This window comes from Anaerococcus obesiensis (assembly GCF_016599815.1).
Classification (GTDB): domain Bacteria; phylum Bacillota; class Clostridia; order Tissierellales; family Peptoniphilaceae; genus Anaerococcus; species Anaerococcus vaginalis.
Map to the genome: position 1 here is coordinate 649,024 of NZ_CP067016.1, position 23,560 is coordinate 672,583.

Annotated in this window: 20 protein-coding genes and 3 pseudogenes; 13 read left to right on the plus strand and 10 right to left on the minus strand. The window is 28.1% G+C overall.

Features of this window, described 5'->3' with window-relative positions; translation table 11 throughout:
• Positions 1-186: 186 nt before the first annotated feature.
• Together I6H46_RS03180 and I6H46_RS03185 are read right to left on the minus strand one after the other, a co-directional pair.
• Complete coding sequence (locus tag I6H46_RS03180; RefSeq protein ID WP_019119021.1) at positions 187-2,862, minus strand: cation-translocating P-type ATPase; 2,676 nt, start codon at positions 2,860-2,862, stop codon at positions 187-189.
• Positions 2,863-3,048: 186 nt separating this feature from the next.
• Entirely contained in the window at positions 3,049-3,549 is a 501-nt protein-coding gene (locus tag I6H46_RS03185; protein ID WP_019119020.1) for an LURP-one-related/scramblase family protein, read from the minus strand.
• A 177-nt stretch (positions 3,550-3,726) separates the two neighbouring features.
• On the opposite strand from I6H46_RS03185, the gene I6H46_RS03190 reads away from it, so the two are divergent.
• From I6H46_RS03190 to I6H46_RS10650, 11 genes and pseudogenes are all read left to right on the plus strand, one after another.
• Positions 3,727-5,094 (plus strand): TrkH family potassium uptake protein, encoded by a 1,368-nt coding sequence (locus I6H46_RS03190; protein WP_019119019.1) that lies wholly within the window; start codon positions 3,727-3,729, stop codon positions 5,092-5,094.
• A gap of 9 nt (positions 5,095-5,103) precedes the next feature.
• Complete coding sequence (locus I6H46_RS03195; RefSeq protein WP_200226139.1) at positions 5,104-5,769, plus strand: potassium channel family protein; 666 nt, start codon at positions 5,104-5,106, stop codon at positions 5,767-5,769.
• A gap of 388 nt (positions 5,770-6,157) precedes the next feature.
• A pseudogene (locus I6H46_RS03200) lies at positions 6,158-6,843 on the plus strand (zinc metallopeptidase).
• A gap of 177 nt (positions 6,844-7,020) precedes the next feature.
• On the plus strand, positions 7,021-7,485 hold the full coding sequence (locus I6H46_RS03205) for a CtsR family transcriptional regulator (RefSeq protein ID WP_019119017.1): 465 nt from the start codon (positions 7,021-7,023) through the stop codon (positions 7,483-7,485).
• 2 nt (positions 7,486-7,487) lie between these two features.
• Positions 7,488-8,069, plus strand: a complete 582-nt coding sequence (locus I6H46_RS03210) for a hypothetical protein (RefSeq protein ID WP_004839686.1) — start codon at positions 7,488-7,490, stop codon at positions 8,067-8,069.
• Entirely contained in the window at positions 8,066-9,034 is a 969-nt protein-coding gene (locus I6H46_RS03215; RefSeq protein WP_019119016.1) for an ATP--guanido phosphotransferase, read from the plus strand. The genes I6H46_RS03210 and I6H46_RS03215 overlap by 4 nt, the downstream gene beginning before the upstream one ends.
• A complete protein-coding gene (locus tag I6H46_RS03220; protein ID WP_200226141.1) occupies positions 9,034-11,445 on the plus strand; it encodes an ATP-dependent Clp protease ATP-binding subunit in 2,412 nt (803 codons plus the stop codon). The genes I6H46_RS03215 and I6H46_RS03220 overlap by 1 nt, the downstream gene beginning before the upstream one ends.
• 107 nt (positions 11,446-11,552) lie before the next feature.
• A complete protein-coding gene (locus tag I6H46_RS03225; RefSeq protein WP_039920662.1) occupies positions 11,553-11,855 on the plus strand; it encodes an ArsR/SmtB family transcription factor in 303 nt (100 codons plus the stop codon).
• Positions 11,856-11,968: 113 nt separating this feature from the next.
• Positions 11,969-12,255: pseudogene (gene arsD / locus I6H46_RS03230) on the plus strand (arsenite efflux transporter metallochaperone ArsD).
• A gap of 66 nt (positions 12,256-12,321) precedes the next feature.
• Positions 12,322-13,242, plus strand: coding sequence for a TRC40/GET3/ArsA family transport-energizing ATPase (locus tag I6H46_RS10645; protein WP_325100613.1), 921 nt, complete (start codon positions 12,322-12,324; stop codon positions 13,240-13,242).
• A gap of 67 nt (positions 13,243-13,309) precedes the next feature.
• Positions 13,310-14,061, plus strand: a pseudogene (locus I6H46_RS10650) (ArsA-related P-loop ATPase).
• An 89-nt stretch (positions 14,062-14,150) separates the two neighbouring features.
• On the opposite strand, the gene I6H46_RS10255 reads toward I6H46_RS10650, so the two are convergent.
• From I6H46_RS10255 to I6H46_RS03260, 6 genes are all read right to left on the minus strand, one after another.
• Positions 14,151-14,282, minus strand: coding sequence for a hypothetical protein (locus tag I6H46_RS10255; RefSeq protein WP_004839693.1), 132 nt, complete (start codon positions 14,280-14,282; stop codon positions 14,151-14,153).
• 60 nt (positions 14,283-14,342) lie between these two features.
• Positions 14,343-15,131 carry a hypothetical protein gene (locus I6H46_RS03240; RefSeq protein WP_200226143.1) on the minus strand — a complete coding sequence of 263 codons (789 nt, stop codon included), beginning with the start codon at positions 15,129-15,131 and terminating at the stop codon, positions 14,343-14,345.
• A 298-nt stretch (positions 15,132-15,429) separates the two neighbouring features.
• Entirely contained in the window at positions 15,430-16,230 is an 801-nt protein-coding gene (locus I6H46_RS03245; protein WP_004839695.1) for a metal ABC transporter permease, read from the minus strand.
• Positions 16,224-16,895, minus strand: a complete 672-nt coding sequence (locus tag I6H46_RS03250) for a metal ABC transporter ATP-binding protein (protein WP_019119013.1) — start codon at positions 16,893-16,895, stop codon at positions 16,224-16,226. Before I6H46_RS03250 ends, I6H46_RS03245 begins: the two co-directional genes overlap by 7 nt.
• Positions 16,873-18,213, minus strand: coding sequence for a metal ABC transporter substrate-binding protein (locus I6H46_RS03255; protein ID WP_200226144.1), 1,341 nt, complete (start codon positions 18,211-18,213; stop codon positions 16,873-16,875). Before I6H46_RS03255 ends, I6H46_RS03250 begins: the two co-directional genes overlap by 23 nt.
• 45 nt (positions 18,214-18,258) lie before the next feature.
• On the minus strand, positions 18,259-18,939 hold the full coding sequence (locus I6H46_RS03260; RefSeq protein WP_200226146.1) for a ZinT/AdcA family metal-binding protein: 681 nt from the start codon (positions 18,937-18,939) through the stop codon (positions 18,259-18,261).
• A 1,414-nt stretch (positions 18,940-20,353) separates the two neighbouring features.
• On the opposite strand from I6H46_RS03260, the gene I6H46_RS03265 reads away from it, so the two are divergent.
• Positions 20,354-20,980 carry a hypothetical protein gene (locus I6H46_RS03265; RefSeq protein WP_019119009.1) on the plus strand — a complete coding sequence of 209 codons (627 nt, stop codon included), beginning with the start codon at positions 20,354-20,356 and terminating at the stop codon, positions 20,978-20,980.
• Positions 20,973-21,974: a Gfo/Idh/MocA family protein gene (locus I6H46_RS03270; protein ID WP_019119008.1), complete on the plus strand. Its 1,002-nt coding sequence runs from the start codon at positions 20,973-20,975 to the stop codon at positions 21,972-21,974. The genes I6H46_RS03265 and I6H46_RS03270 overlap by 8 nt, the downstream gene beginning before the upstream one ends.
• Positions 21,975-22,078: 104 nt before the next feature.
• Here I6H46_RS03270 and I6H46_RS03275 read toward each other — a convergent pair whose 3' ends face one another.
• A complete protein-coding gene (locus I6H46_RS03275) occupies positions 22,079-22,519 on the minus strand; it encodes a methylated-DNA--[protein]-cysteine S-methyltransferase (RefSeq protein ID WP_200226148.1) in 441 nt (146 codons plus the stop codon).
• Positions 22,519-23,376, minus strand: a complete 858-nt coding sequence (locus I6H46_RS03280; RefSeq protein ID WP_019119006.1) for a hypothetical protein — start codon at positions 23,374-23,376, stop codon at positions 22,519-22,521. Before I6H46_RS03280 ends, I6H46_RS03275 begins: the two co-directional genes overlap by 1 nt.
• Between the last annotated feature and the right edge of the window lie 184 nt (positions 23,377-23,560).

Consider the following 23,560-nt stretch of genomic DNA (forward strand, 5'->3'; position numbering starts at 1 on the left):
TTGTCATTTTACCTGCAAGTGGCTAGATAGATATTTTAACGATAAGTAGCCCAAAATAAAAAAGCAGGAGTTTGCCCTCCTGCTTTTTTGTGATTATCATTATCTTGTCATAACTTTTTGTCAATTACATTATACTAATTAATCAAAAAAAAGCAAGAATTAAAACTCTTGCTTTTTAAAATTATTTTATTTTTTTCTCACGCTAATTTTGTGAACTTCTCCTAAAATTAATGGGATAAAGGCAAGGGCTAAAATTATTATCCATTGCCAGGTTATTAATTCTAATTCAAATAAATATCTTAATGGTCCTACGTACATTACTATTAAAAGTAGGGCAAATGATAGGATGTTTGCTTTTATTAATTGTTTATTTGAACCGATTCCCAATTCTTTTAGGGTATATTTTGTACTTCTTACAGAAAATGCTCTCAAAAGCTCGCTTGTGATTAAGGTTGCAAAAACCATTGTGTGAGCTCCTTCTATATTTCCTGGGAAGATTAATTTTAATCCTATTATATAAGACATCAAAACTGCAAAGGTAATTGCTAGTGATTGAACGATTAGTGAATTTCTCAAATCTCCAGAAATTATTGATTCTTTTGGATCTCTTGGTTCTCTTTCCATTATATCTTTTTCTCCAGGCTCAACTCCAAGGGCAAGTGCTGGGAAAGCATCTGTTATTAGGTTTAACCAAAGTAATTGAATTGGTGTAAGTGGAGAAGGTAGGCCAAATAGAATTGACAAAAATACAATCAAAACTTCTGCTATGTTACATGAAAGTAAGAATGAAACAAATTTTCTAATATTTGCAAAAATTATTCTTCCTTCTTCGACTGCATTTACAATTGTTGCAAAATTATCATCAACCAAAATCATATTTGCTGTATCTTTTGCAACGTCAGTTCCTGTAATTCCCATAGAAATTCCTATGTCAGCATTTTTAATTGCTGGAGCATCGTTTACTCCGTCTCCTGTCATGGCAACTATTTCGCCGTTTTCTTGGAGGGCGTTTACAAGTTGCACCTTATTTTGTGGAGATACTCTTGCAAAAACTCTTTTTTCTTTGGCAATTTTTCTAATTTCTTCATCACTCATATTATTTAATTCTTTTCCTTCAATTGCTTGGTCTTTGGAATCTGCAATTCCCAAATCTCTTGCGATTGCGAAGGCTGTTTCTAAATAATCTCCAGTAATCATAACAACATCAATTCCTGATGAGTGGCATTCTGCTACTGCTTTTTTTGCTTCTGGTCTTGGTGGATCTATCATTCCAGTAAGTCCAACAAATACCATATCTCTTTCTATATTTTCGCTTGTTAAATCTTCATTTTTTATTGAATCAAATTCTCTAAAGGCGTAAGCCATTACACGAAGAGCTTGTTTGGCAAGATTTTTATTTTCATCCATTGCCTTTTGCTTTAAATCTTGTGTGAAATCTACAATTTCTCCATTTAATAAAATTTTTGAAGAATTTGAAATTATTATATCCGGAGCGCCTTTTGTCATTGCCTTATAATTTTCTTCGACGTTGTGGAAGGTTGTCATCATTTTTCTGTCAGAATCAAAAGGAATTTCTTCAATTCTTGGATGTTTTTTTTCTAAATCTTCTTGAACAATTCCCCATTTTTCAGAAAATGTAAGCATAGCGCCTTCTGTTGGATCTCCAATAATTTTATATTGGTCATTTTCCAAAACCAAATCAGCATCATTACATAAAGTCGAAATTTTCATTAGAAGTTTTATATTTTCTTCATCTTCTATTTTTTCATCGTCAAGTTTTATGTGGCCTTTTGGTTCGTATCCACTCCCTTCAACTTCATATTCTTTTTCATTTGTCCAAATTTTTGTAATGGTCATCTCATTTTGAGTCAAAGTTCCAGTTTTATCTGAACAAATTGCTGTTGTTGCTCCAAGAGTTTCTACAGAAACCAAGGATTTTACAATGGCTTTTCTTTCTGCCATTCTGTTCATTCCGATTGATAAAACTATTGTTACAACTGCTGTAAGTCCTTCAGGAATTGCTGCAACTGCAAGAGAAACTGCAACCATTAAATTATCTAAAAGCGAATCGCCAGTTCTAAAATATCCAACAACAAATACAATTATACAAACAACAACTACAAGAATTGCCAAAAGTTTTGATAATTTATTTAATTGTCTTTGTAATGGCGTATCCTTATCTTCAACTTGATGAAGGCTTGATGCGATTTTTCCCATTTCTGTGTCAGAACCAGTTTGAGTAACAATTCCTCTTGCGTGTCCGTAAGTTACAATTGTTGATGAGAAAGCAAAGTTTTCCCTATCGCCAATTCCTACTTCGCTGTCATAAACAGCCTCAGAATTTTTTTCTGTTGCAACAGATTCTCCAGTAAGAGAAGACTCGTCGATTTTTAAATTTGATGATTCTAATAAACGCATATCAGCTGGAACAATATCGCCAGTTTCAATTACGACAACATCTCCCACAACCAATTCTTCTGCTTTTACTTTTATTTTTTTGCCATCACGAATTACGCTTGCCTCAGGCGATGACATTTTTTGCAAGGCCTCAACAGAATCTTCAGCTTTTCCTTCTTGAATAATTGACATAATTGCATTGATAATAACGATAGCAATAATTATAAAACATTCAACTTTATCGCCTGTAAAAGCTGAAACGATTGATGCAACTATCAATAAAATTACCATAGGATCAATGATTTGCTCGGCGATTTTTTTACCAAGAGATTTTTTCTTCTTAGATTCAATTTTATTTGGGCCGTTTTCTTCAAGACGTTTTGCTGCAAGTTCGCTTGACAAGCCTCTTGCGCTATCTGAGTCAAGTTTTTTTACAATTTCATTTTTTTGACCTAAATAGTCCATTCCTACCTCCTTAAATTTTTTTATTTTAATTTTTTTCTTTACAAAAAGAAAAGACTTCTGGCACATCGCCAAAAGTCTTGCTACCAAGTGGTTTATTCAACCGGGTTAAACCGTAATGACGATTGAATAATTAAGCTACTCCCTCTTGTTGATATAATTATATGTTAAATATTTTAAAAATCAATTTTAATTTGAAGCGTTAGCTGCAGCATCATCTCTATTTTTCATTTCATTTATGCAAAGACAAAGGGCAATCAAAACTAAAGTAAAATTTTCGTCATAAACCGTAAGCTCATATTGGTCGCTAAAAGCAAAAAATTTCTTGTTCATATCAGCAATCAAATTATTTTGGTAATAAACTTCAAAATCATGGTCCATAAAAGAGCCTTTTAAATTTAATTCTTTTCCATCATAAAAAGCATCGACTTTCCTTTTTAAAAAAGATAATTTTTGATTTATTTCCATACGACTTCCATCACAAAAATCAACATAATAAGTTTGGAGAAAAGAAAGAATTTTTTTGGAAATATTAAATAAAATATTTCCATCCATATCTTTTAATTTCGCCTCATAACCTACGAATTTAAAATCTTGGTCAAAAAAGAAAACTTCCTTTCCGTTTTCATCTAAAATCGGATACTTATCTGTAATTTTAAAAAATTTTTCCTTAAAATAATATTTTTTCATAAAAAACTCCAATCTGCTTTTTTAATTTATACCCTCAAAAATAATATAAAACAAAAAAATAAATTATTTGTAAAGTCTTTTGTCTTTGTGTTGACATTTATAATCTAGGGTATAAAATTAGATGAGATAAGCTTTAAAATAGGCTTTAAATTTATTGGTTTTATTTAAGGAAAGAAAATGAGAAATATTAGTAAAAATAAACAAAATTTTTTGGAAAAATTATCAGATAAAATTACATCAAATCCACCCTTGTATTTGACTTTGGGTTTTGCAATTTTGATTATTATTGGAGGATGTATTTTATCTTTGCCGATTTTTACAAGAAGTGGCAAGGCTACAAATTTAGTTGATTCAATTTTTGTTGCCTCATCTGCATCTTGCGTTACAGGACTTACAACTGTAAATACGGCTGAACATTGGAATACCTACGGTCATATTTTGATTTTGATTTTCATTCAAATAGGAGGACTTGGTGTAATGACTTTGGCTACACTTTTTCCCTTACTTTTAAGAAAAAAAATAGGATTAAAGTCAAGACAAATTTTAAAAGAACAATTAAATATTGACACCCTCCAAGGCATTATGAAATTATTTAGATATGTTTTGGTTTTTACTTTTTTAGTAGAAATTTTGGGAGCAATTTTATTATCCCTTCGCTTTGTGCCGATTTTTGGAATGGCAAAGGGCTTGTGGTATTCTATTTTCCATTCGGTTTCTGCTTTTTGTAATGCAGGCTTTGATCTTTTGGGAGATTCAATTTATCCATACAGAAATGATAATTTAATAAATATAACTCTTATGAGTTTGGTTGTAATCGGCGGACTTGGTTTTATGGTTACAGCAGAAATTTTTAGGAAAAAATCTTTCGAAAAATTATCAACTCACGCCAAACTAGTTTTGATAATAAGTGCAAGTCTTATTGTTATAGGAACACTTGCTTTTTATTTAATCGAAAGCCAAGCTGGTGGAGTTTTGTATAAGGAAGGATTTAAAAATTCCATAATGCAATCAGCTTTTCAATCAGTTTCTGCAAGAACTGCGGGATTTTATTCTGTAAAATTAAATCAAATGCACGATACAAGTGTTTTGCTTTTGATAATTTTGATGGTAATAGGTGGTTCCCCAGGATCAACTGCTGGTGGATTAAAAACAACAACTTTTGGAGTTTTAATTTTATCAACAATTTCAATTTTTAAACAAGAAGATGAAGTTACAATTTTTAAAAAACATATAGAACCAAAAATCATTAGAAAGGCACTTGCAATTATAATGGTTTATTTGGGACTTATATTTATAGTTATTTTTATTTTGTCATTGAGCGAAAATTTTAAAGTAATTGATATTTCTTACGAAGTTTCATCAGCCTTTGCAACAGTTGGAGCAAGTAGAGGAATCACAGGGGACTTGTCAACACTTGGAAAAATTTTGATAACAATAAGTATGTATCTAGGAAGAATTGGTCCAATGACTATGGCTTATTCAATTGGACTTAAATCAAAAACAAAATATATAAGATATCCAGAAGCAAATATTAGTATAGGTTAGGAGAAAAAAATGATAAAAAGTGTAATAGTTTTAGGAATCGGAAGATTTGGAGAAAGAGTTGCAACAAAACTTTTTGAAGACGGATTAGAAGTTATGGCGGTGGACAAAGATTATGATTTAGTTCAAAATATTTCAGACAAAGTAACAAGTGCTGTCCAATGCGATATTTCAAATGACAAAGCGCTAGAAGAATTAGGAATTGGAAATTTTGATGTGGCAGTAATAGCAACAGGAGAAAGTCTTGAGGCGTCAATGGCTGCAACTTTATTTGCCAAAGACCATAATGTAGAAAAAATTATAGCCAAAGCAACATCAACAAATCACGCAAGAATTTTGAAAAAAATTGGAGCAGATCAAATAATTTTTCCAGAAATTGATATGGGAGAAAAGCTTGCAAGAAGCATTGCAGGATCAAATCTTCTACAATTTTTCCATTTTTCAGATGATTATTCTATGCTAGAATTAAAAGCCTACGATGAGCTTGTAGGAAGATCTCTAAAAGAAATAGATTTTAGAAAAAAATATAAAATGATGGTAATAGCTTATAAAAGAGATGGAGAAATGGTTATAAATCCAGATGCAAATTGGAAAATAAAAAAAGATGATACCCTAGTTTTATTGGGAGACAGCGAGCATGCAGAAAAACTTCAAAAAGAAGTAGACAAATACAAATAAAATAATTTCAGGAAAACGAAAATTTATCTTATAAATATTGAAAACAAAAGGATGTAAAAATTCGTGAAAAAAGTTTGCATTTTTAAAAAATCATGCTATAATAATATTAGCTAGTAAATAGCTAGGTTTTTCATTATTAATTCCTTATAGTTTTCCCTATAGAAAACTAGGACTAACTTATTCTTTTCTATATTATAAAAAGGCCCAAAGGGGTCTTTTTATTTTGGGAAATATTTTCAAAGATTTTATTTGATTTTTTGCATATTTAAATCAATAGCTCTTTTTATTATCTTTATATTTTAAATTTCTAATTTCCTTGTGTTTTATTTTTTTACAATTGAAATAAAAAATCCCTGTAGTATATTGAAAAAAATAAAAGGAGAAAATTATGTTTTATTTTGACAGAACTTATTTTTTAGTTTTGATTGGACTTTTTATTAGTAGTCTTGCTCAAGCTAATATTCAAAGAAAATTTGATAAGTACAAAAAAATAAAAACTCAAAAATCTATAACAGGTTTTGATGCTGCAAGATATATTTTATCTACAAATTCTTATAATGATATTTCTATTAAAAAGTTGGAGGATCTTTGTCTGATTATTTTAATCCTATTAGTAAAGAAATTGCTTTATCAGAAACTTCTATGACTGACACTTCAATTGCATCTCTTGCGGTTGCAGCTCATGAGTGCGGTCACGTTATTCAATACAAAAAAGGCTATATTCCTTTAAAAATAAAATCTTTCTTGATTCCTGCAGTAAATCTTGGCTCAAAATTATCTTTTCCTATGATTTTATTGGGAATCTTTCTTTCTATGGGAAAATTAATTAGCATTGGAATATTTTTATTTTCTTTTGTTTTAATTTTTCAAATTATTACTCTTCCTGTAGAATTTGATGCATCAAGGAGAGCTTTGAAAGTTTTAAATGAATCGGGCATGCTTGTTGGTGTTGAAAATGATTATGCAAAAGATATGCTAAAAGCTGCAGCTTTAACTTATGTGGCAGCTACAATTTCTACTGCCTTACAATTTTTAAGACTTTGGATTTTGTTTGGCAATAGGCGAGATGATTAAAAAAATTAACAAGGCTAAAATATTTTAAAATATTTGGCCTTGTTTTTTTATATTTTTATTGCATATCAACATTCTTGAATCTATACTATTTTAGTGTACAATAAAAATAAGATTCGAATTGAATCTTTATTTATTATTTGAAAGGTCAGAGAAAGTCAAAGAAATCGAGGTAAATCTATGGCAGGACTAACGTCTGATATAGAAAAATTCTTGAAAGCTCTTTTGGAAGATACTCAAGATGGTTTTGTAGAAATTGGAAGAAATGATTTGGCAACAAGGTTTGAGTGTTCTCCAAGTCAAATTAATTATGTGCTTTCTACAAGATTTACTCCATACAATGGATATTTAATTGAAAGCAAAAGAGGCGGCAACGGCTTTATAAGAATTATTACTATAGTTGAAGATGAAGATGATTATATAAAATATATTATTAAAAATTTAGATAAAGAATTAACTGAGGAAAGGGCAAAAAGTTTTTTTACAGAACTTTTTAACAAGGGATATATGAACGAAAATGAATTGGGAATTGCAGTCTATGCTATCCTTGACAAGTCCCTTATGAATGTAGAAAAAAATAAGAGAAATTTAGTAAGGCATGATATAGTAAAAAATATTTTACTGAGCTTTCTAATAAGGAGTTAATTATGAAGTGTGACAGATGCGACAACGAAGCAAATGTAACTGTAAAAGCAATTATAAATGGCATAGAACATGATTTCCACTTGTGCAATGATTGTATGGAAAAATTATCCAAAGGCGAAGGAAATTTTCTTTTTGATGGAAATGAAAAAGATATTGATATAAATAATTTTGATTGGAAAAGCTTGGTAGATAAATTTGTTCCAAGCCTGGATCAAATTATAGATTCTTATTATGATTATAAAATTTCCAAAAATAATTTTTCCTATGATTATTTTTCATCATTAAAAGAAGAAACTTGTCCAAAGTGTGGAAATTCTTTGACAAATATAAAAAGTGGAGTTTTTGGATGTCCTCATTGCTATGAAATCGACAAAAAACTTACGGTAGAAATTTTGAAGGCTGTAAATAATTTGAAAAAATATGACGGAAAATTTCCAAAAAAACACAGAGATTTCAGAGAAGTGGCAATAAAAATTAAAAATTTGCAAGAACAGTTGCAAAAATCAGTTGAGATTGAAGATTTTGAGAAGGCTCAAGATCTTAAAGAAAAAATAGATGAATTAAATATGAAGGTGAGAAATTGATAGATTATTATAAGGACATAATACTTGAAAACAACTTATCTTTGAAAAGAAATATTGAAGGATATAATTTTCCCATAAGTCTTTCGGAAAAAGATTCTCTAGAAATTATTGAAAAATTTAGGGGGATTTATGGGGATGAATTGATACTTTTAGATGAGATAGATGAAAATACTTTAAATAAACTTATTAATGCAGGAATAATTACAGAAGATTCAAAAAATAAAGAAGCTGTGATTGGTTTTGTTTTTGAGGATGATTATATTCTTGTTATAAATGATAAGGATCATATTTCTATAAATATTTCAAATTTTGGAGAAGAAATTAAACTTGCTTATGAAAGGGCGATGGAAATTGAAGAAGATTTGGATAAAAAATTTGATTTTTCTTTTTCTCCTCAATATGGATATTTGACAAGTTTTGGTAGAGATTGTGGAAATGGAATTGAAATAAGGTTTAAATTATTTTTGTTTGGACTTTTGGATAATACCCAAGCATATCTAACTTTAAAATCAAGTCTTGCTCATGATGGAATTTATCTTACAAGATTTGTTCCAGAATATTTTAAATCCTATGACGATGATATTTATATTTTGAAAAATTTCGGAAATTATAGGGAGAAAATGGACGAATATTTGGAAAATTTTGAAAATATTTTAGATACAGTCGTTAGAAATGAGAGAAGATTTAGGAGAGATTTCCAATCTTTAAATGGATTAAATGATGAAGATATAAAAGATTCTATAAAAATTTTGGAAGATAATTTAGAAAGTAAGAATTTAAAGACCCTAACCAGTATGATAAATTGTCTTTATGATTTAAAAAAATATAATATTTTGGGTTTTAAAACAAAATTATCAAATCAAGAAATTGAGTATTTGATTTTCAATATTACAAAGGATAAGTACAAGGGCAACCGTGACAATGAAAGAAATGAATTTTTAAATTCGTACATGGAGGCTAGATAATGGAAAATAACAAATTAAATAGGCTAACAGGTCAGGCTCGAAGGGAATCCTATTCTCTTAGCCACGATTATATAGGAGTTGAACATTTGCTTTTGGCTCTTATGAAAACAGGTTCTCTTGCGACAAAGGCTTTGGAAGAAGCTGGTGCAAATTACGAACTTTTAAGGTCAATTGTAATAAATAATATTGGCAAAGGCTCTGCGGTAAGGCCTGCAAAGGAATATTCTAATAAAGTAAGACAAATTTTTGATAGGGCAAGACTTTTTGCCCAAAAAAGAAAAAAAGTTTCTGCAAGCGAGGAAGATGTTCTTCTTGCAATTTTAAATGACGATGATTCATTTACAAATTTAATGTTTATGTTGTCAGGTCTTGATAAAAAAATTATCAGAGACAATTTGATTCGTTTGCAAAAGGAAGAAAAATCTTCTAATACATCTAATAATTTGAGCGAAAATTTAAAAAAATTCGCCAAAAATTTAAATGAAATGGCAGAGGCTGGAAAAATTGATCCAGTTATTGGAAGGGAAGATGAAGTTGAAAGAGTTATTCAAATTCTTTTAAGAAGAACAAAAAACAATCCGATTTTGATTGGAGATCCAGGAGTTGGAAAAACAGCAATAATCGAAGGACTTGCTCAAAGAATTGTTGATGGAAAAGTTCCTTTTGTTATGAAAGAAAAAACAATTGTATCTCTTGATCTTGCAAGCATGATTGCTGGAACAAAATATCGTGGAGATTTTGAAGATAGACTTAAAAAATTATTTGGAGAACTTGAACAAAGAGAAGATGTAGTTTTATTTATTGACGAATTTCACATGGTTTTGGGAGCTGGAGCAAGCGAAGGCTCTATGGATGCAGCAAATATTTTAAAACCAATTCTTGCCAAAGGCGATATTCAAATAATTGGTGCGACAACAATTGATGAATATAGAAAGCATGTAGAAAAAGACCAAGCTTTAACTAGAAGAATGCAACCAGTTCATGTCGAAGAGCCAAATAAAGATGACACAATAAAAATAATTGAAGGATTGAAAGATAAATACGAAGACCATCACAAGGTAGAAATTACAGATGAAGCCATAAAAGCTGCTGTAGATTTATCACAAAGATATATCCAAGATAGATTTTTGCCAGACAAGGCGATTGACGTAATTGATGAGGCTTGTTCAAAAGAAAGAATTAAAAATTATAAGGAAAATAAAAATCAAGTTTCAAATAAAGAAATTTTAGATAAGCTCATTGAAGAAAAAAATATAGCTATAAATGAGCAAAATTTTGAAAAAGCCGCAAGCCTAAGAGATCAAATAAATGAAACTCGCGAAAAACTTGAAAAAGAAAAAGAAGAAAACAAAACAGATTTAAAAATTTCTTTTGATGAAGTTGCAAAAATTGTTTCATCTTGGTCAAAAGTTCCAATAACAAAATTAACAGAAGACGAAAAACAAAAATATATGGATCTTGATATTGACCTTAAAAAAGAAGTTATAGGTCAAGATAAGGCGATTGATAAAATTTCTCACGCTATAAAAAGAGCAAGAGTTGGCTTAAAAGATCCAAAAAAACCAATAGGTTCATTTATTTTTGTAGGGCCAACAGGAGTTGGTAAAACATATCTTGCAAAATCTTTGGCAAAAAATTTATTTGGAGATATGGATAATCTAATCAGAATGGACATGAGTGAATATATGGAAAAATTTGCTGTGTCAAGACTTGTTGGATCTCCTCCAGGATATGTTGGTTACGAAGAAGGCGGTCAACTTACAGAAGCTGTAAGAAAAAATCCATATTCTGTAATTTTATTTGACGAAATTGAAAAAGCCCATCCAGATATTTTCAATTTGCTTTTACAAATTCTTGATGATGGACGTTTGACAGATGGTCAAGGAAGAACTGTAGATTTTAAAAATACAATTATAATTATGACAAGTAACGTTGGAGTTTCTTCTTTAAATCAAAATCCAAAAATTGGATTTGGAACCGGAGATGTGGAAAAAGAAATTGACGATTCAAATAAGGAAATAATAAATAAGGCAATAAAAAACGCCTTTGCTCCAGAATTTTTAAACAGACTTGACGATATAATAATGTTTAATTCACTTGATAAAGATGCTATCAAGGAAATTACAAAAATTTTACTTGAAGAAACAAAAGATAGACTTAAAAATCTTGGAATAGAAATAAATTACAACAAGAGAGTAGTTGATTTACTTTCAGAAGGCGGATTTTCAAAAGAATACGGGGCAAGACCACTTGAACGTCACATCACAAATAAAATTGACAACCAATTGGCAGAAGAAATTTTGGAAGGAAAATTATCAAAAGATATGGTAATAAATCTTACAGTAAAAGAAGGAAAAATAAATTTTGCCAACAAAAAAGAAAAAATAAAAGAAGAAATACCTATTTCTTAAAAATATAAATAAGCTGCTGTAAAAATTTTACAGCAGTTTTTAATGGAACAAAAAACACATAGAAAAATTTCTATATGTGTGGTAAAATAAATTTTAGGAGGAGAGAAATGGATAATAAATATATAAATATTTCTAAAAAATTAAAAGTTCTAAGTGATCCCAAAAGACTTGAAATTGTAGATATGCTATCATGCGAGGAGCTTTGTGCTTGTGAAATACTAGAAAAATTTGATATAAGCCAACCAACCTTATCAAGTGATATGAAAAAACTTGAAGATGCGAATATAATAAAAAGTCGCAAGGAGGGTAAAAATGTATTTTATATTGTAAACAAAGAAAATCTAGATGAACTTTATAATTTATTGGGAAAAATATTTGAATCCAGCCTAGATTGTATCTGCAAAAAATAATTTTTTTGCTCAAATACATAGATAAATTTAAATGTATCTATATTTAGATTTAAATTTCCTCAAAAAAAATAAAAGGAGAAAATTATGAAAAAATAAGAATATATGAACCAGCGATGTGTTGCTCAACAGGAGTTTGTGGGGTAAGTGTTGACCCTGAGCTTTTAAGAATGTCAAGCCTAGTAGAAAAATTAGATAAAAAGGAATAGATATAAAAAGATTTAATCTTAACAATGCCCCTCAAGAATTTGTTGAAAATAAAAAGGTAAATGAAATTTTAAACGAAAAGGGAGAAGATATTCTTCCTCTTACAATGGTTGATGATGAAATAATAAAAAGTGGAGCATATCCTTCAAATGAAGAATTTGAAGAAATTTTATCTATAAAATTGATAAAAAAATGAAGAAGAAAGTTCTTGTGGATGCTCTTCTGATAGTGGATGTTGTTGTTAAGGAATAGAAGGTATTTTATGGAAAAATTTAGTCCTGAGAAAATAAAATTAGGAAAATATATATTTTTTACAGGAAAGGGAGGAGTTGGAAAAACATCCACTGCTTGTGCTACGGCTGTTAATTTATGTGAAAAGGGATCTAAGGTTTTATTGGTAAGCACAGATCCGGCCTCAAACCTCCAAGATATTTTTGTGGAAAAATTAGATAATGAAATTACAAAAATTGAAGAAGTAGAAGGTTTGTTTGTTGCAAATTTAGACCCAATTAAGGCAGCAGATGAATATAAGAAAAGTATAGTATCTCCCTATATTGGTAAACTTCCAGATAGTGTAATAAATAAAATGGAAGAAGAATTATCTGGATCATGTACTGTAGAAATTGCAGCTTTTAATGAATTTGCAAAATATATTACAGATAAAGAAACTGAAGATAAATACGATTTTATTATTTTTGATACAGCACCAACCGGCCACACTTTAAGAATGTTACAACTTCCACAAGCTTGGGATAATTTTATTGAAGATAATACCCAAGGTGTATCTTGTTTGGGACAACTATCAGGTCTTGAAAGTCAAAAAGGTATGTATAAAAAAGCTGTAGAAACTTTATCTGATAAATATAAAACAAGTTTAATCCTTGTAACAAGACCAGAAGATGGTCCTTTAAAAGAAGCTGATAGGGCTTCAAAGGAATTAAAAGATATAGGTATTAAAAATCAAATATTATTGGTAAACGGCCTATTAACTATATATGATGATAAAATATCCAAGGTCTATTATGAAAAACAAAAAGAATCCCTAGAAAAAATGCCAAAAAATTTAAAAAAATTACAAAATTATCTTATACCTTTAAGAGGATATAATATAACAGGAATTTCAAATCTTAGGGCCTTGTTTGATGAAGATACTTATACAGAAAAACTTTTGACAAAGAAATAAAAATTGATAAAAATTAAAAGATATAATAGATGATTTGTACAAAAATAATAAGAAAGTTATATTCACAATGGGAAAAGGTGGAGTAGGAAAGACAACTGTGGCAGCGGCTATAGCTCTTGGACTTTCAAAAAAAGGAAAGAAAGTTCATCTTACAACAACTGATCCAGCAGATCATTTAAAATATACAATAAAAGAAAATGAAAATCTATCAGTAAGTCATATTGATGAAAAGTTAGAGCTTGAAAAATATAGGAAAGAAGTTTTACAAAAGGCGAAAGAAACTATGTCAAATGATGATCTTTCTTATATAGAAGAAGATTTAAGATCACCTTGTACACAAGAAATAGCAGTTTTTAGAGCTTTTGCAGATATTGTAGAAAAAAGTGAGGAGGAAATAGTTGTAATTGATACAGCTCCAACCGGCCACACTCTTTTATTATTAGAATCAACCCAAAGTTATAACCAAGAAATAATGCGTTCAAATGGAGATATTCCAGAATCAACTAAAAACTTTTGCCAAGACTTAAAAATGAAAAAGAAACAGAAGTTATAATAGTAACACTTGCAGAACCAACTCCAGTTTATGAAGCTTTAAGACTTGAAGAAGATTTAAAAAGAGCAGGAATTTTTAGCAAATGGTGGCTTATAAATTCCTCATTATATGCTTCAAACACAACAAATAAAATCCTAAAATCAAAAGCAAATGAAGAAGTAAAATGGATTAATTATTTAAATGACCATACAAAGGAAAATTTAGCTATAATTGGTTGGAATCCTAAAAAATTAAGTGGAGATGTCTTAGAAGATTTAATAAAGTAGTTAAAAGATTTGGACAATTATTTAATTACACAAATTTTAGTATAGAAATAGGCTTAAAAATTTATTTAAGCCTATTTTTAAAAATTATTCTAATCCTTCTCAATTTGATAATCTGAATTAAGTTCGCTTTCTCCTGTTTTTGAAATTATGGTTGGATTTGTTAATATTAATATGTAGCAAGTTTCATCAAGATGATTTTCTACAATAAATTTTCCTTGCATGAAACAAGTAAGGGCAAAATCAAACCCATTATAATTATTTTTTGTTCATTAAATCATAAGCTAATCTTCCTTATAAACTTTTCTTACTGCTTTTTCTAAATCATCAAAATATTTCAAAATTTCAAGCTTTTCCATGCTGAGCTTAACTTCTTTTTCGATTTTAATATTTGTCTTATCTCCATCTTTGTGAGGGAGATCTTTTTTAAATTCATCCAGATAGGATATTATAAGATTTTCTATAGTTTCTTTAGCCTTATCATTATAAGCAAAACCAAAATTTTTCATTTGGTCATCAAGCAAACTTTCCCCGTTTTTTTCAACAAAATCTTTTGTATAAATTTTTAAATCATCAGAGGAATTTCCCATCAAATCATTTACAAGTTTTAAATCATTTATTGCATAATAAAGTTTGGAAGAAGTGTCACAAATTGCCAAAAGCTGAGTTTCGTATAAACTTTTTTCGATAGATTCTTCGCCGTTTTCATTAGTCAAATTAGCCCTAAGACTTCCCTTATTTTTTTTGATTTTTTCAAGATCAGAGCTAAAAATAAAATACAAATTATTTGCGTAATCAATGCATTCTTCCATAAGAATATCACGAGTTTTGCCAAGATTTTCCTTATTTTTTTCATAAATTTTGTAAGCATAAGTATCTTCAAAAAGCTCATCAGCCATAGAAGACTTGTAAGTTTCAATGCTTTTTGCATTTTCTTTTTTAGGATTATACATAATAAAGGCGTCTTTTTTTATTTCTTCTTCAGAAAAATTTTTTTCATTTTTTATGATATTACATCCTACAAATATAGAAAATAAGCTTATAATAAGTAATAGTTCAATTTTTATTTTCATTAAGGCTCCTTGTGATTATTTAAAAGAATAATAAGTAATAATGGCGATAATAAAAAGAATAATTAGGACAAATATGATTGATAAGAGTATTTTTTTATGAAATTTTCATAAGATAATCTCCATTAGAAAACATTTGCACAATATATAAACAGTTTACCAAAAAAACATTTATAAATCAATTTAATCTATATTTAAAATATTAATTTTATTAAAGTTATAAAATCGAATTGAATTTAAGTGAAATTTTTAAATTTAAAATGGGCTTTACAAAATATAAGATTCTGTAAAAGCCCAATTTTTATACTTTATTTTTTCTTAACTTTTTATATAAAACAAATATTAACATTCCTATTATTGCATTTACAACAATTGCTCCACCGGGTTTTATATCGAATTGATAACTTAGAATAATACCAAGCATCATATAGATTACGCCGAGTGTAATTGTTATAAAAAATGTTTGTTTATAACTTTTAGCAATAATTAAGGCTGTTGCTACTGGTAAAACTATTAAGCTTGTAACCATTAAAGCTCCAATTATTTTTACAGACAAGGCTATAGTTATGGCTGCAAGGAGAGTAAAAGATGCATCAAGTCTTTTTACTTTTACTCCAGAAAGCCTAGCTGTATTTGGATCTATCGCTATAGCTAAAAGAGATGAATATCTTGAAATTGATAATATTAAAACCAAAATAAAGGCAATACTTGTATTTACTATATCTCTATCTGTAACTGATGAAATTGATCCAAAAAGGTAAGATTCAAAAGAATTTCCACCTGGAGCAAAATCTGAAAGAATGGCTGCGATTCCTAAACCAGTACTCATAATAACTGCTGTTGCCATATCTCCATATTGGGGAAGTTTTTTTCTTATAAGTTCTATCAAAAAGGCAGCTACAATACAAACAATTGATGATCCCAAAAGAGGATCAAAACCTAATATTAATCCCATTCCAACTCCAGCAAGAGCTGTGTGAGATAGGGCATCACCTATCATGGAAGTTTTTCTATTTACCATTACAATTCCTATTATAGGAATCATAATAGAAAGTAAAAATCCCAAAATAAGTGCCTTTCTCATAAAAGCAAATTCTAGCATTTTTTCAAACTCCCTTCTATCATTTCATATTTTGTCATTTTAATATTTAAAGATTCCATTTCTTTTAATTCGTGAGTAACCATAATTATAGTTACATTAAATTTTTTTGAAAGAAAATCTATTGTTTCAAAAAAATGGTCCTTAGAATATTTATCAACTCCTGCTGTCGGTTCATCAAGAATTAAAATTTTTGGATCATTTATCATAGCTTTTGAAATCATCGCCCTTTGAGCAAGACCTCCCGACAATTCATTTACAGGAGTGTTGATATAATTTTCCATACCCATTTTTTTTAGTATATCTTTTGCTTTTTGGTAATGATTTTTCTTAGGGATTTTAATAAGACCAAATTCTTCATAAAGATTTAATGAAACTAGTTCAAGGCAAGTTATAGGAAAGGCAATTTTATTTACTATATTTATTTGTGGGACATAGCCAATGTCTTTAAAAGAAACATAATCTTCAATATTTTTGCCAAGAATTTTAATTTCTCCACTATTACTTTTTAATTCTCCAAGCATAAGCTTTATTAAAGTTGATTTACCTGAACCATTTCCACCAAGAATTACCGTAAATTCACCAACATCAACATTCAAATTGCAATTTTTTAAAACAGGAATTTGTGAATAAGAAAAATTCAAATTATTTATTGATACTGCTTTCATTATTTTCCTCCTCGGTCATAGATTTGTAGAGATTTTCAAGATTCATTTCCATAAGATCAATATAATTAAGTTTACCTTTCTCCTGTTCCTTATTAACATATTCCATAGAAGCAAGAGGAGAGATTTTTCCACCAATTTCTTCAGCCAAAGCCTGAGCTTGTTTTGGATTTTGTCCATATTCATAAAAAACTGTGGAAACATTTTTGCTTTCAGAAAAGTCTATGGCTTTTTTTATAGTTTTAAGGCTAGGATTTTCTAAACTTGTTAGACCTTGAAGTGGATATTGAATCAAATCAAAATCTCTTGCTATATAAGCATAGGCATAATGAATTACCAAGAAATTTCTTTTATTTTTGTCAATTTTTGAAAATTTTTCCTTATAATTTGCATCAATATCAGTAAGTTTATCAACATACTTTAATTTATTTTTCCTATAAATTCTTTCATTTTTCGGATATTTTTCGGTTAATTTTTCATTGATAGCATTCAAATATTTTTTTGCATTGGTAATGGATAACCATGAGTGGGGATCATAAGTTATTTTATCAAATCCAGAAGATGAACCTTCCATCAAAGGTTCTTCTCTTTTTTCATCTTTTAAAAATTTACCATTACTTCCAACCAAATTATATGGAAGAAGATCTTCACTTATCCTGTCGCTTATAAAAATATAATCTCCATCTTTTGGAATATTAAAGAAAATTTCTCCAGATTCATGTCCCATTTCAAGTCCATAAACCTTTCCTTCTTCAAGATCGAAAGTTTCTTTTTGATGAATTAGCTCTCCCTTTTGGCCCATTATATCTTTACATTTTTTTACCAAATTTTCTCCACGAGTACCATCATCTTTTATAAAGGCAACCCTCATCATATCTTCGTGAGTGTGACCAAAATCAAATTTATTTTTTCCTTTTTTTAAATTTACTTTGGACATATATTGAAAATCACCGATAGCTGCTGCTCCCTTATAAGTAATAAGGTCAACAGAATCAGATAATTTTAAAATATCAAGATTTGGTAAATTTTCCTTAACCTTATCAAGCCAAGGTTCCATATTGGCGCCATTTACAACCAAAAGATCACATTTTGCAAGTTTTTTCATATCTTTAGGACTTGGCTCCCAAAGGTGAGGTTGCTTATCAAGGGGCATAAAAGATTCTACATCTATCGTGTCATCACCAATCATTTTTGTCATTTCATAAACAGGATAAAAGGAAGTATAAACCAAAGGTTTATCGGAAGAGTGTTCATTCTTGTTTGCACAAGAGCTAAAAAGAAAAAGCAAGAAAACAAAAAAACTTATATATCTTTTTTTCATTCTTCCTCCTTAGAAAGAGGGTTGAAAAATTTCAACCCACATAATCTATTCAGTAATTTCATCAATTATTTGTGCATCAGTTGTATTTGGTTTTACAAAAGTAGGGAACCATCCTTCATCTTTTAATAAACTTTCCTTATCATCACCATATCTCATATGGAAATGTGTTAGACTTTCTTCCCCATGAATTGGCATCATAAGAATAAATTTATAAGGCGCATCATCATTTACAGCTTCAAAAATATCCCATTCTAATTTATGACCACCATGTTCAACTTCTTCTTTTCCAACATATTTATATTCGCTCTCACCGATAACTTCACCTTTTTTATCAGGGAAATCTTTTAAGAATTTGATTTTATTATCTTTTATTTCAAGACCACCAAAATCACATTTTCTTTTCTTTAAATAATTTTCCTTAGCTTCTTTTTCATCAACTTTTTCTTTTTCAGCTAAAGTTTTAAAAGCACTTTGAACTTCATCTTTGTCAAGATATCCGCCCATATCATTCCATTCGCCTTCCCAGTCAGCAAGGCTTACTTCGCTAGATTTTTCCTTATCAGCATCAGAAGAATCATTGCTTTTATTAGAAGCATCATCTTTTTTCATTTCTTGAGAAACATTTGAACTTGAAGTCTCATCATTTTTTTGATCTTTTTGACAAGCTGTCATAACAAGGCCCAAAGATAAAAGGGCAATTAAACTAAGTGATTTTTTATTTTTCATTTTATTCTCCTTATTATTTAATTTATAAATTTGTATTTTTAGTTAATTAACTATCGACAACTAAATATTAGCAATAAAAATAACAAATGTCAAGAATGATTTGCATTATCAATTAAAATTTTCTAAAAATTTAAAATAAATGGATGAAGAAACTTCTCTACGAAAATATAAAAAAACCAATGAAATCAATAAGAATATGGATAAACTTTAAAATCTAAGCTATAAAAATTTTTTCTATTATTAAATCTTTAAAACTTATATTTTAAATTTGATATTTGGAAAAATGAAACTTGTAAAATCATTATGAAAATAAATGTTGAGCTTATGTTTAAAACTAAAAATTATAAAAGTTTTTTATTAACTGATTAGTGTAAAATGTAAAAATAAATGTCTGTTGTAAAAAATTATTCATTTAAATATAAGAATTCTGATCACATAAATTTGTTTTATTTGAATTGATAATGTCGAGGCAATAATAGAAAAATTTTAAAATTTGAACCAATCTTTTTATTTTACATAGTTGAAATTTATAAATTTTATTAGATATTTATATCTTATGTAAAATAAAATTATATTTTGTATAGTGCAGATTGTTGACAAAGTAAAAAAATTGCCTATTTTGATCTAGTGGAACGAGCGAAGAAATCTCATGTGATTTCTCCATGCCTTCGTTTCACTCACGCTAAAACACCTTTGCTTTGCAAACTTTTCTGTGTTATCAAACTAGTTTTAGGAATAAATGTGCAAAATCAATGCCCATTTATCTAGTTGAGATGGTTTTTTTCCTAATTTTATTTTGAATTACTAATAAATTACTAAACTTACTTTGTCTACGCTCTGAATTATATTTTGTATAATGCTAACTTATTTTACCTAGGCTTTAAATTTAAGATTTTTAATCATATACTAGGTTAAAGTTTATGATCTATGTAATTTTCAAAAATATTTTTAAAAATCACTATATATTTGTAATCTTTAAAGTAAAAATCATAAAAATTTCCATAAGCTCAAATTCTACACTTTGGATATTTTGAATTTTCTATAGTTTCTATATTTTTTATGTATTTAAACTTTATAAATTTTGGGAAAACAGGAATTTTTTCAAAAATAATAATAGAATTTTTTGTAACTCCTTGACTTTTTAAGGATAAGAAAAATCCAAAGCTTATCAAAAAAATTATGGAAAAATCTAGAAAAGTAAAAGAAAATTTGTAAATTATCAAAAATAAAATCAAAAAAAGTCCTAGGCAAATAAAATAATATATTGGTAAAAACATGATCTTAGTAATTATTTTATTTTGTATGGATTTGATAAAGATAATCCATACTAATAAGCCGATCAATAAAAATATTTCATAGTACCTCCTTGTATTTATCTACCCAAATTTTGGGTAAAAATTTATTGGGAGGATATATGTTTTTTAAAGATACATTCAAAAAATATTTTGATGAAAAATTAATTTTTATTATTTTTACAATTTTAGCTATGGTATATCTATCTTTGAAATTGTTGATAAATAGGGGAGGACTAATATTTTTATTTTATTTTTTTATTTCTCTTTTGACCTCCCTTATTTTTAGAGAGGCTTGTCTTTCGGATGAAATTTATTTTGAGGATAAGAAAAAGCTTAATAAAAATAATATTCTATCATATATTTTAAGTAAAAATTTATTCACAATTTTTCTTACAGGTGTGCTAGTAATTTTGGTTTTCCTACTTAGTTTTTTGTTAAAATATAAATTAGTAGGTATCAAAGATTTTTTTGATATTATAATTTTAATTCTTGCTACATTGGCAAGTGAGAATATAGTTTTGTTATTTTATAATAAGCCTATATTTACTGAATATCCAAAATCAATGATTGGAGATAAATATATAGGCAAAGGCTATATTAAATCATTTTTTCCATCTTTTTTTATTGATTTATTAATAACTTTAGTCTTTGAAAGACTTTCTTTGATATATTTATTTATTTTTTGTTATTTAATTTCTACAATTATTTTTTATATTAGGGTAAAAAATAGGGGGTTATATGATTAACTTTGTAAGCATAGGTTCAAATTTTATAGTTGAAAATGTTTTGAAAACTGTGGTAAAAATGGACGGATATAATTATTATGGAGCCTATTCAAGGTCTATTGAAAAGGCTGATTATTTGAAAGAAAAATTTGGGGCAGAAAAATCTTTTGATGATCTTAAAAAAATGCTTGAAGATCCAAAAATTGATTTTGCTTATATAGCAAGCCCAAATTCTTTGCATTATAAGCAGGCAAAAATGTGTCTTTTGGCAAATAAAAATGTGATTTGTGAAAAGCCATTTTTTACCAATACAAAAGAGCTTGATGATTTAATAAAAATTTCAAAAGAAAGAAATTTGTTTTTGTTTGAGGCGATTTCCATAAAATATTTGCCAAGCCTTGAGATTTTAAAAAATCTTTTGGGAAAAATCGGAAAAATTTCCACTTGTATGATTAATTATTCCCAATATTCATCAAGATTTGATAAATATAAAGAAGGAGTTGTTGAAAATATTTTTAAAAGCGAATTTTCGGCAGGAGCTTTGGCAGATCTTGGAATTTATAATTTGCATTTGATTTATGAACTTTTTGGAAAAGGAAAAGATTATTCATATTTTGGAAATATAAATCCATACGGCGTTGATATTGCAGGGCAAGGTTTGATCTCTTATGGAGATTTTTCTGTATCATTTACCAATGCCAAAGACAGTAAAAGTGAAAATTATATAATAATCCAAGGCGAAGAAGGCTATATAAAAGTTTTGGGAAATATTCAAGAGGCAGAAAAAATTGAATGTTTTTCAGATGGAAAGCTTGAAATTATTGATATAAAAAAAGAAAAAGATTTGTATTTTTATGAATTTGAATATTTTAAGAAAATTTTTGAAAAAAAAGATTACAATGCTTTTGAAAAAAGACTTTTTGAGTCAAAAGATGTTTTGGAAATGTTTGAAAAATTGAAAAAAACTGGGAAAATCAGAGATTGTTACAATATGATAGAGCCAAGTAGTAAATAAATTTTTGAAAAAAATTATGAAATATTAAAAGAAAAAAATCTTAGGAAATTTTAAAAAGACTAAGCTATTAAAATTTCCTAAGAAAAATTCCTATTACAATTCATTTATATTTTATTTTTTTCAAGCTCCAATAAATATTTTTTTAAATCAAGTCCATAAAAAAATCCACCCAAATTATTTTTTCCTACAACTCTGTGGCAGGGAATTCTCAACAAAATTGGATTTTTCCCACAAGCAGAGCCAATAGCTTGGTAGGCCTTAGAATTTATTTTTTCGCCAATTTCTTTGTATGTTATAGTCTTTCCATAAGGGATTTTTTCAATTTCTCTCCAAACTTTTTTTTGAAAATCTGTCCCTTGAGGATTTATTTCAAATGAAAATTTTTTTAAATTCCCATCAAGAAAGGCAGAAATTTCTTCAAAAGAAAAATCTGAAATAAAAGATTCTTTGCCAGACTTTTCTTCATCAACCAAAGCAATTTTTTCAATTTTTTCATTATATTCAATTTCAAAAATAAATTTATCTTTTTTATAATATGCTTTCATTATTTTACTTGTTCCCTGAAAGGAAATTGATTTATTTCGTTTACAAGTATGTAAACTCTGCTTATGTCTTTTTCTATAAATGGATTAATAGTTATATCTAACCAGTAGTTTACATCATCACTCATTTCTGATCTTTTTCTTAAAGGAAGATATAAGGTAAATTTATCTTGGAAAGAATGAATTTTTTCATCACTTGCTTCAAATCCGTAAGGAAGATCGACATATTTTACTGTCATATCCTGTCCATCAATATTTTGAACTTCTTCAGTATTTACTGGACTATTTATTTCTGCTCTATCAAGTCTTAAAGTATAGGAAGTTTCATCTACTTTTGAATCAATTGAGAATTTTCCATTAAATTCACAAACAGCTACACTCTCAGCATCATAATCTTTATAGACACCTGTAAAATTGCCATTTTCTGTAAAATTTAATATAGTCCACCAGCCGCCAGCTCCAGATGAAAATCGAAATTCTTTTCCATTTAAATCGTTTAAAACTTCAGGATAATTATTAGAATTGTCTGATAGGTCGGGATTTGTAAATGTTACATAAGATTTTTTTTGGCTAGGAGTTGGTACAGTTTGAGTTTTGTTTTCTGAATTATTTTGATTATTGGTAGTATTTGTTTCTTGATTTTCGTTTTGGTCTGTCTTATCTTTTGCGATTTTTTTATCTACATTGTCTTTTTCTGTTTTTTGAGAAACTTTTTCGTTTGAATTATCTTCTTCTAATTTTTGAGTTTCTTTTGTTTGGCTTTTTGTTTCAGGTTCTTTTTGATTATTTTTTATAATTTTTCCGCTACAAGATGAAAAGATTAAAGCCATAGTAAAAATTAGTGCTAATTTCTTTTTCATATCTCCTCCTTTTTTACTATTTAAATTATATTTTTATTAAATATAATCACGTAAGGATTTTTAAATTTTCTTAATTATATTATATACATTTACAAGAAAAAGATAAAATATTTAAAATTATTTTGCTTTTGATAAGATTATTAAATTAAATATAAGCAAATTTATTATTAAAGTAAAAAGGGTA

Bases quoted from the DNA above. Each gene is read 5' to 3' on its own strand.
- I6H46_RS03180 (WP_019119021.1), bottom strand. From the start codon at position 2,862: ATGGACTATTTAGGTCAAAAAAATGAAATTGTAAAAAAACTTGACTCA.
- I6H46_RS03185 (WP_019119020.1), bottom strand. From the start codon at position 3,549: ATGAAAAAATATTATTTTAAGGAAAAATTTTTTAAAATTACAGATAAG.
- I6H46_RS03190 (WP_019119019.1), top strand. From the start codon at position 3,727: ATGAGAAATATTAGTAAAAATAAACAAAATTTTTTGGAAAAATTATCA.
- I6H46_RS03195 (WP_200226139.1), top strand. From the start codon at position 5,104: ATGATAAAAAGTGTAATAGTTTTAGGAATCGGAAGATTTGGAGAAAGA.
- I6H46_RS03205 (WP_019119017.1), top strand. From the start codon at position 7,021: ATGGCAGGACTAACGTCTGATATAGAAAAATTCTTGAAAGCTCTTTTG.
- I6H46_RS03210 (WP_004839686.1), top strand. From the start codon at position 7,488: ATGAAGTGTGACAGATGCGACAACGAAGCAAATGTAACTGTAAAAGCA.
- I6H46_RS03220 (WP_200226141.1), top strand. From the start codon at position 9,034: ATGGAAAATAACAAATTAAATAGGCTAACAGGTCAGGCTCGAAGGGAA.
- I6H46_RS03225 (WP_039920662.1), top strand. From the start codon at position 11,553: ATGGATAATAAATATATAAATATTTCTAAAAAATTAAAAGTTCTAAGT.
- I6H46_RS10645 (WP_325100613.1), top strand. From the start codon at position 12,322: ATGGAAAAATTTAGTCCTGAGAAAATAAAATTAGGAAAATATATATTT.
- I6H46_RS10255 (WP_004839693.1), bottom strand. From the start codon at position 14,282: ATGCAAGGAAAATTTATTGTAGAAAATCATCTTGATGAAACTTGCTAC.
- I6H46_RS03240 (WP_200226143.1), bottom strand. From the start codon at position 15,131: ATGAAAATAAAAATTGAACTATTACTTATTATAAGCTTATTTTCTATA.
- I6H46_RS03245 (WP_004839695.1), bottom strand. From the start codon at position 16,230: ATGCTAGAATTTGCTTTTATGAGAAAGGCACTTATTTTGGGATTTTTA.
- I6H46_RS03250 (WP_019119013.1), bottom strand. From the start codon at position 16,895: ATGAAAGCAGTATCAATAAATAATTTGAATTTTTCTTATTCACAAATT.
- I6H46_RS03255 (WP_200226144.1), bottom strand. From the start codon at position 18,213: ATGAAAAAAAGATATATAAGTTTTTTTGTTTTCTTGCTTTTTCTTTTT.
- I6H46_RS03260 (WP_200226146.1), bottom strand. From the start codon at position 18,939: ATGAAAAATAAAAAATCACTTAGTTTAATTGCCCTTTTATCTTTGGGC.
- I6H46_RS03265 (WP_019119009.1), top strand. From the start codon at position 20,354: ATGTTTTTTAAAGATACATTCAAAAAATATTTTGATGAAAAATTAATT.
- I6H46_RS03270 (WP_019119008.1), top strand. From the start codon at position 20,973: ATGATTAACTTTGTAAGCATAGGTTCAAATTTTATAGTTGAAAATGTT.
- I6H46_RS03275 (WP_200226148.1), bottom strand. From the start codon at position 22,519: ATGAAAGCATATTATAAAAAAGATAAATTTATTTTTGAAATTGAATAT.
- I6H46_RS03280 (WP_019119006.1), bottom strand. From the start codon at position 23,376: ATGAAAAAGAAATTAGCACTAATTTTTACTATGGCTTTAATCTTTTCA.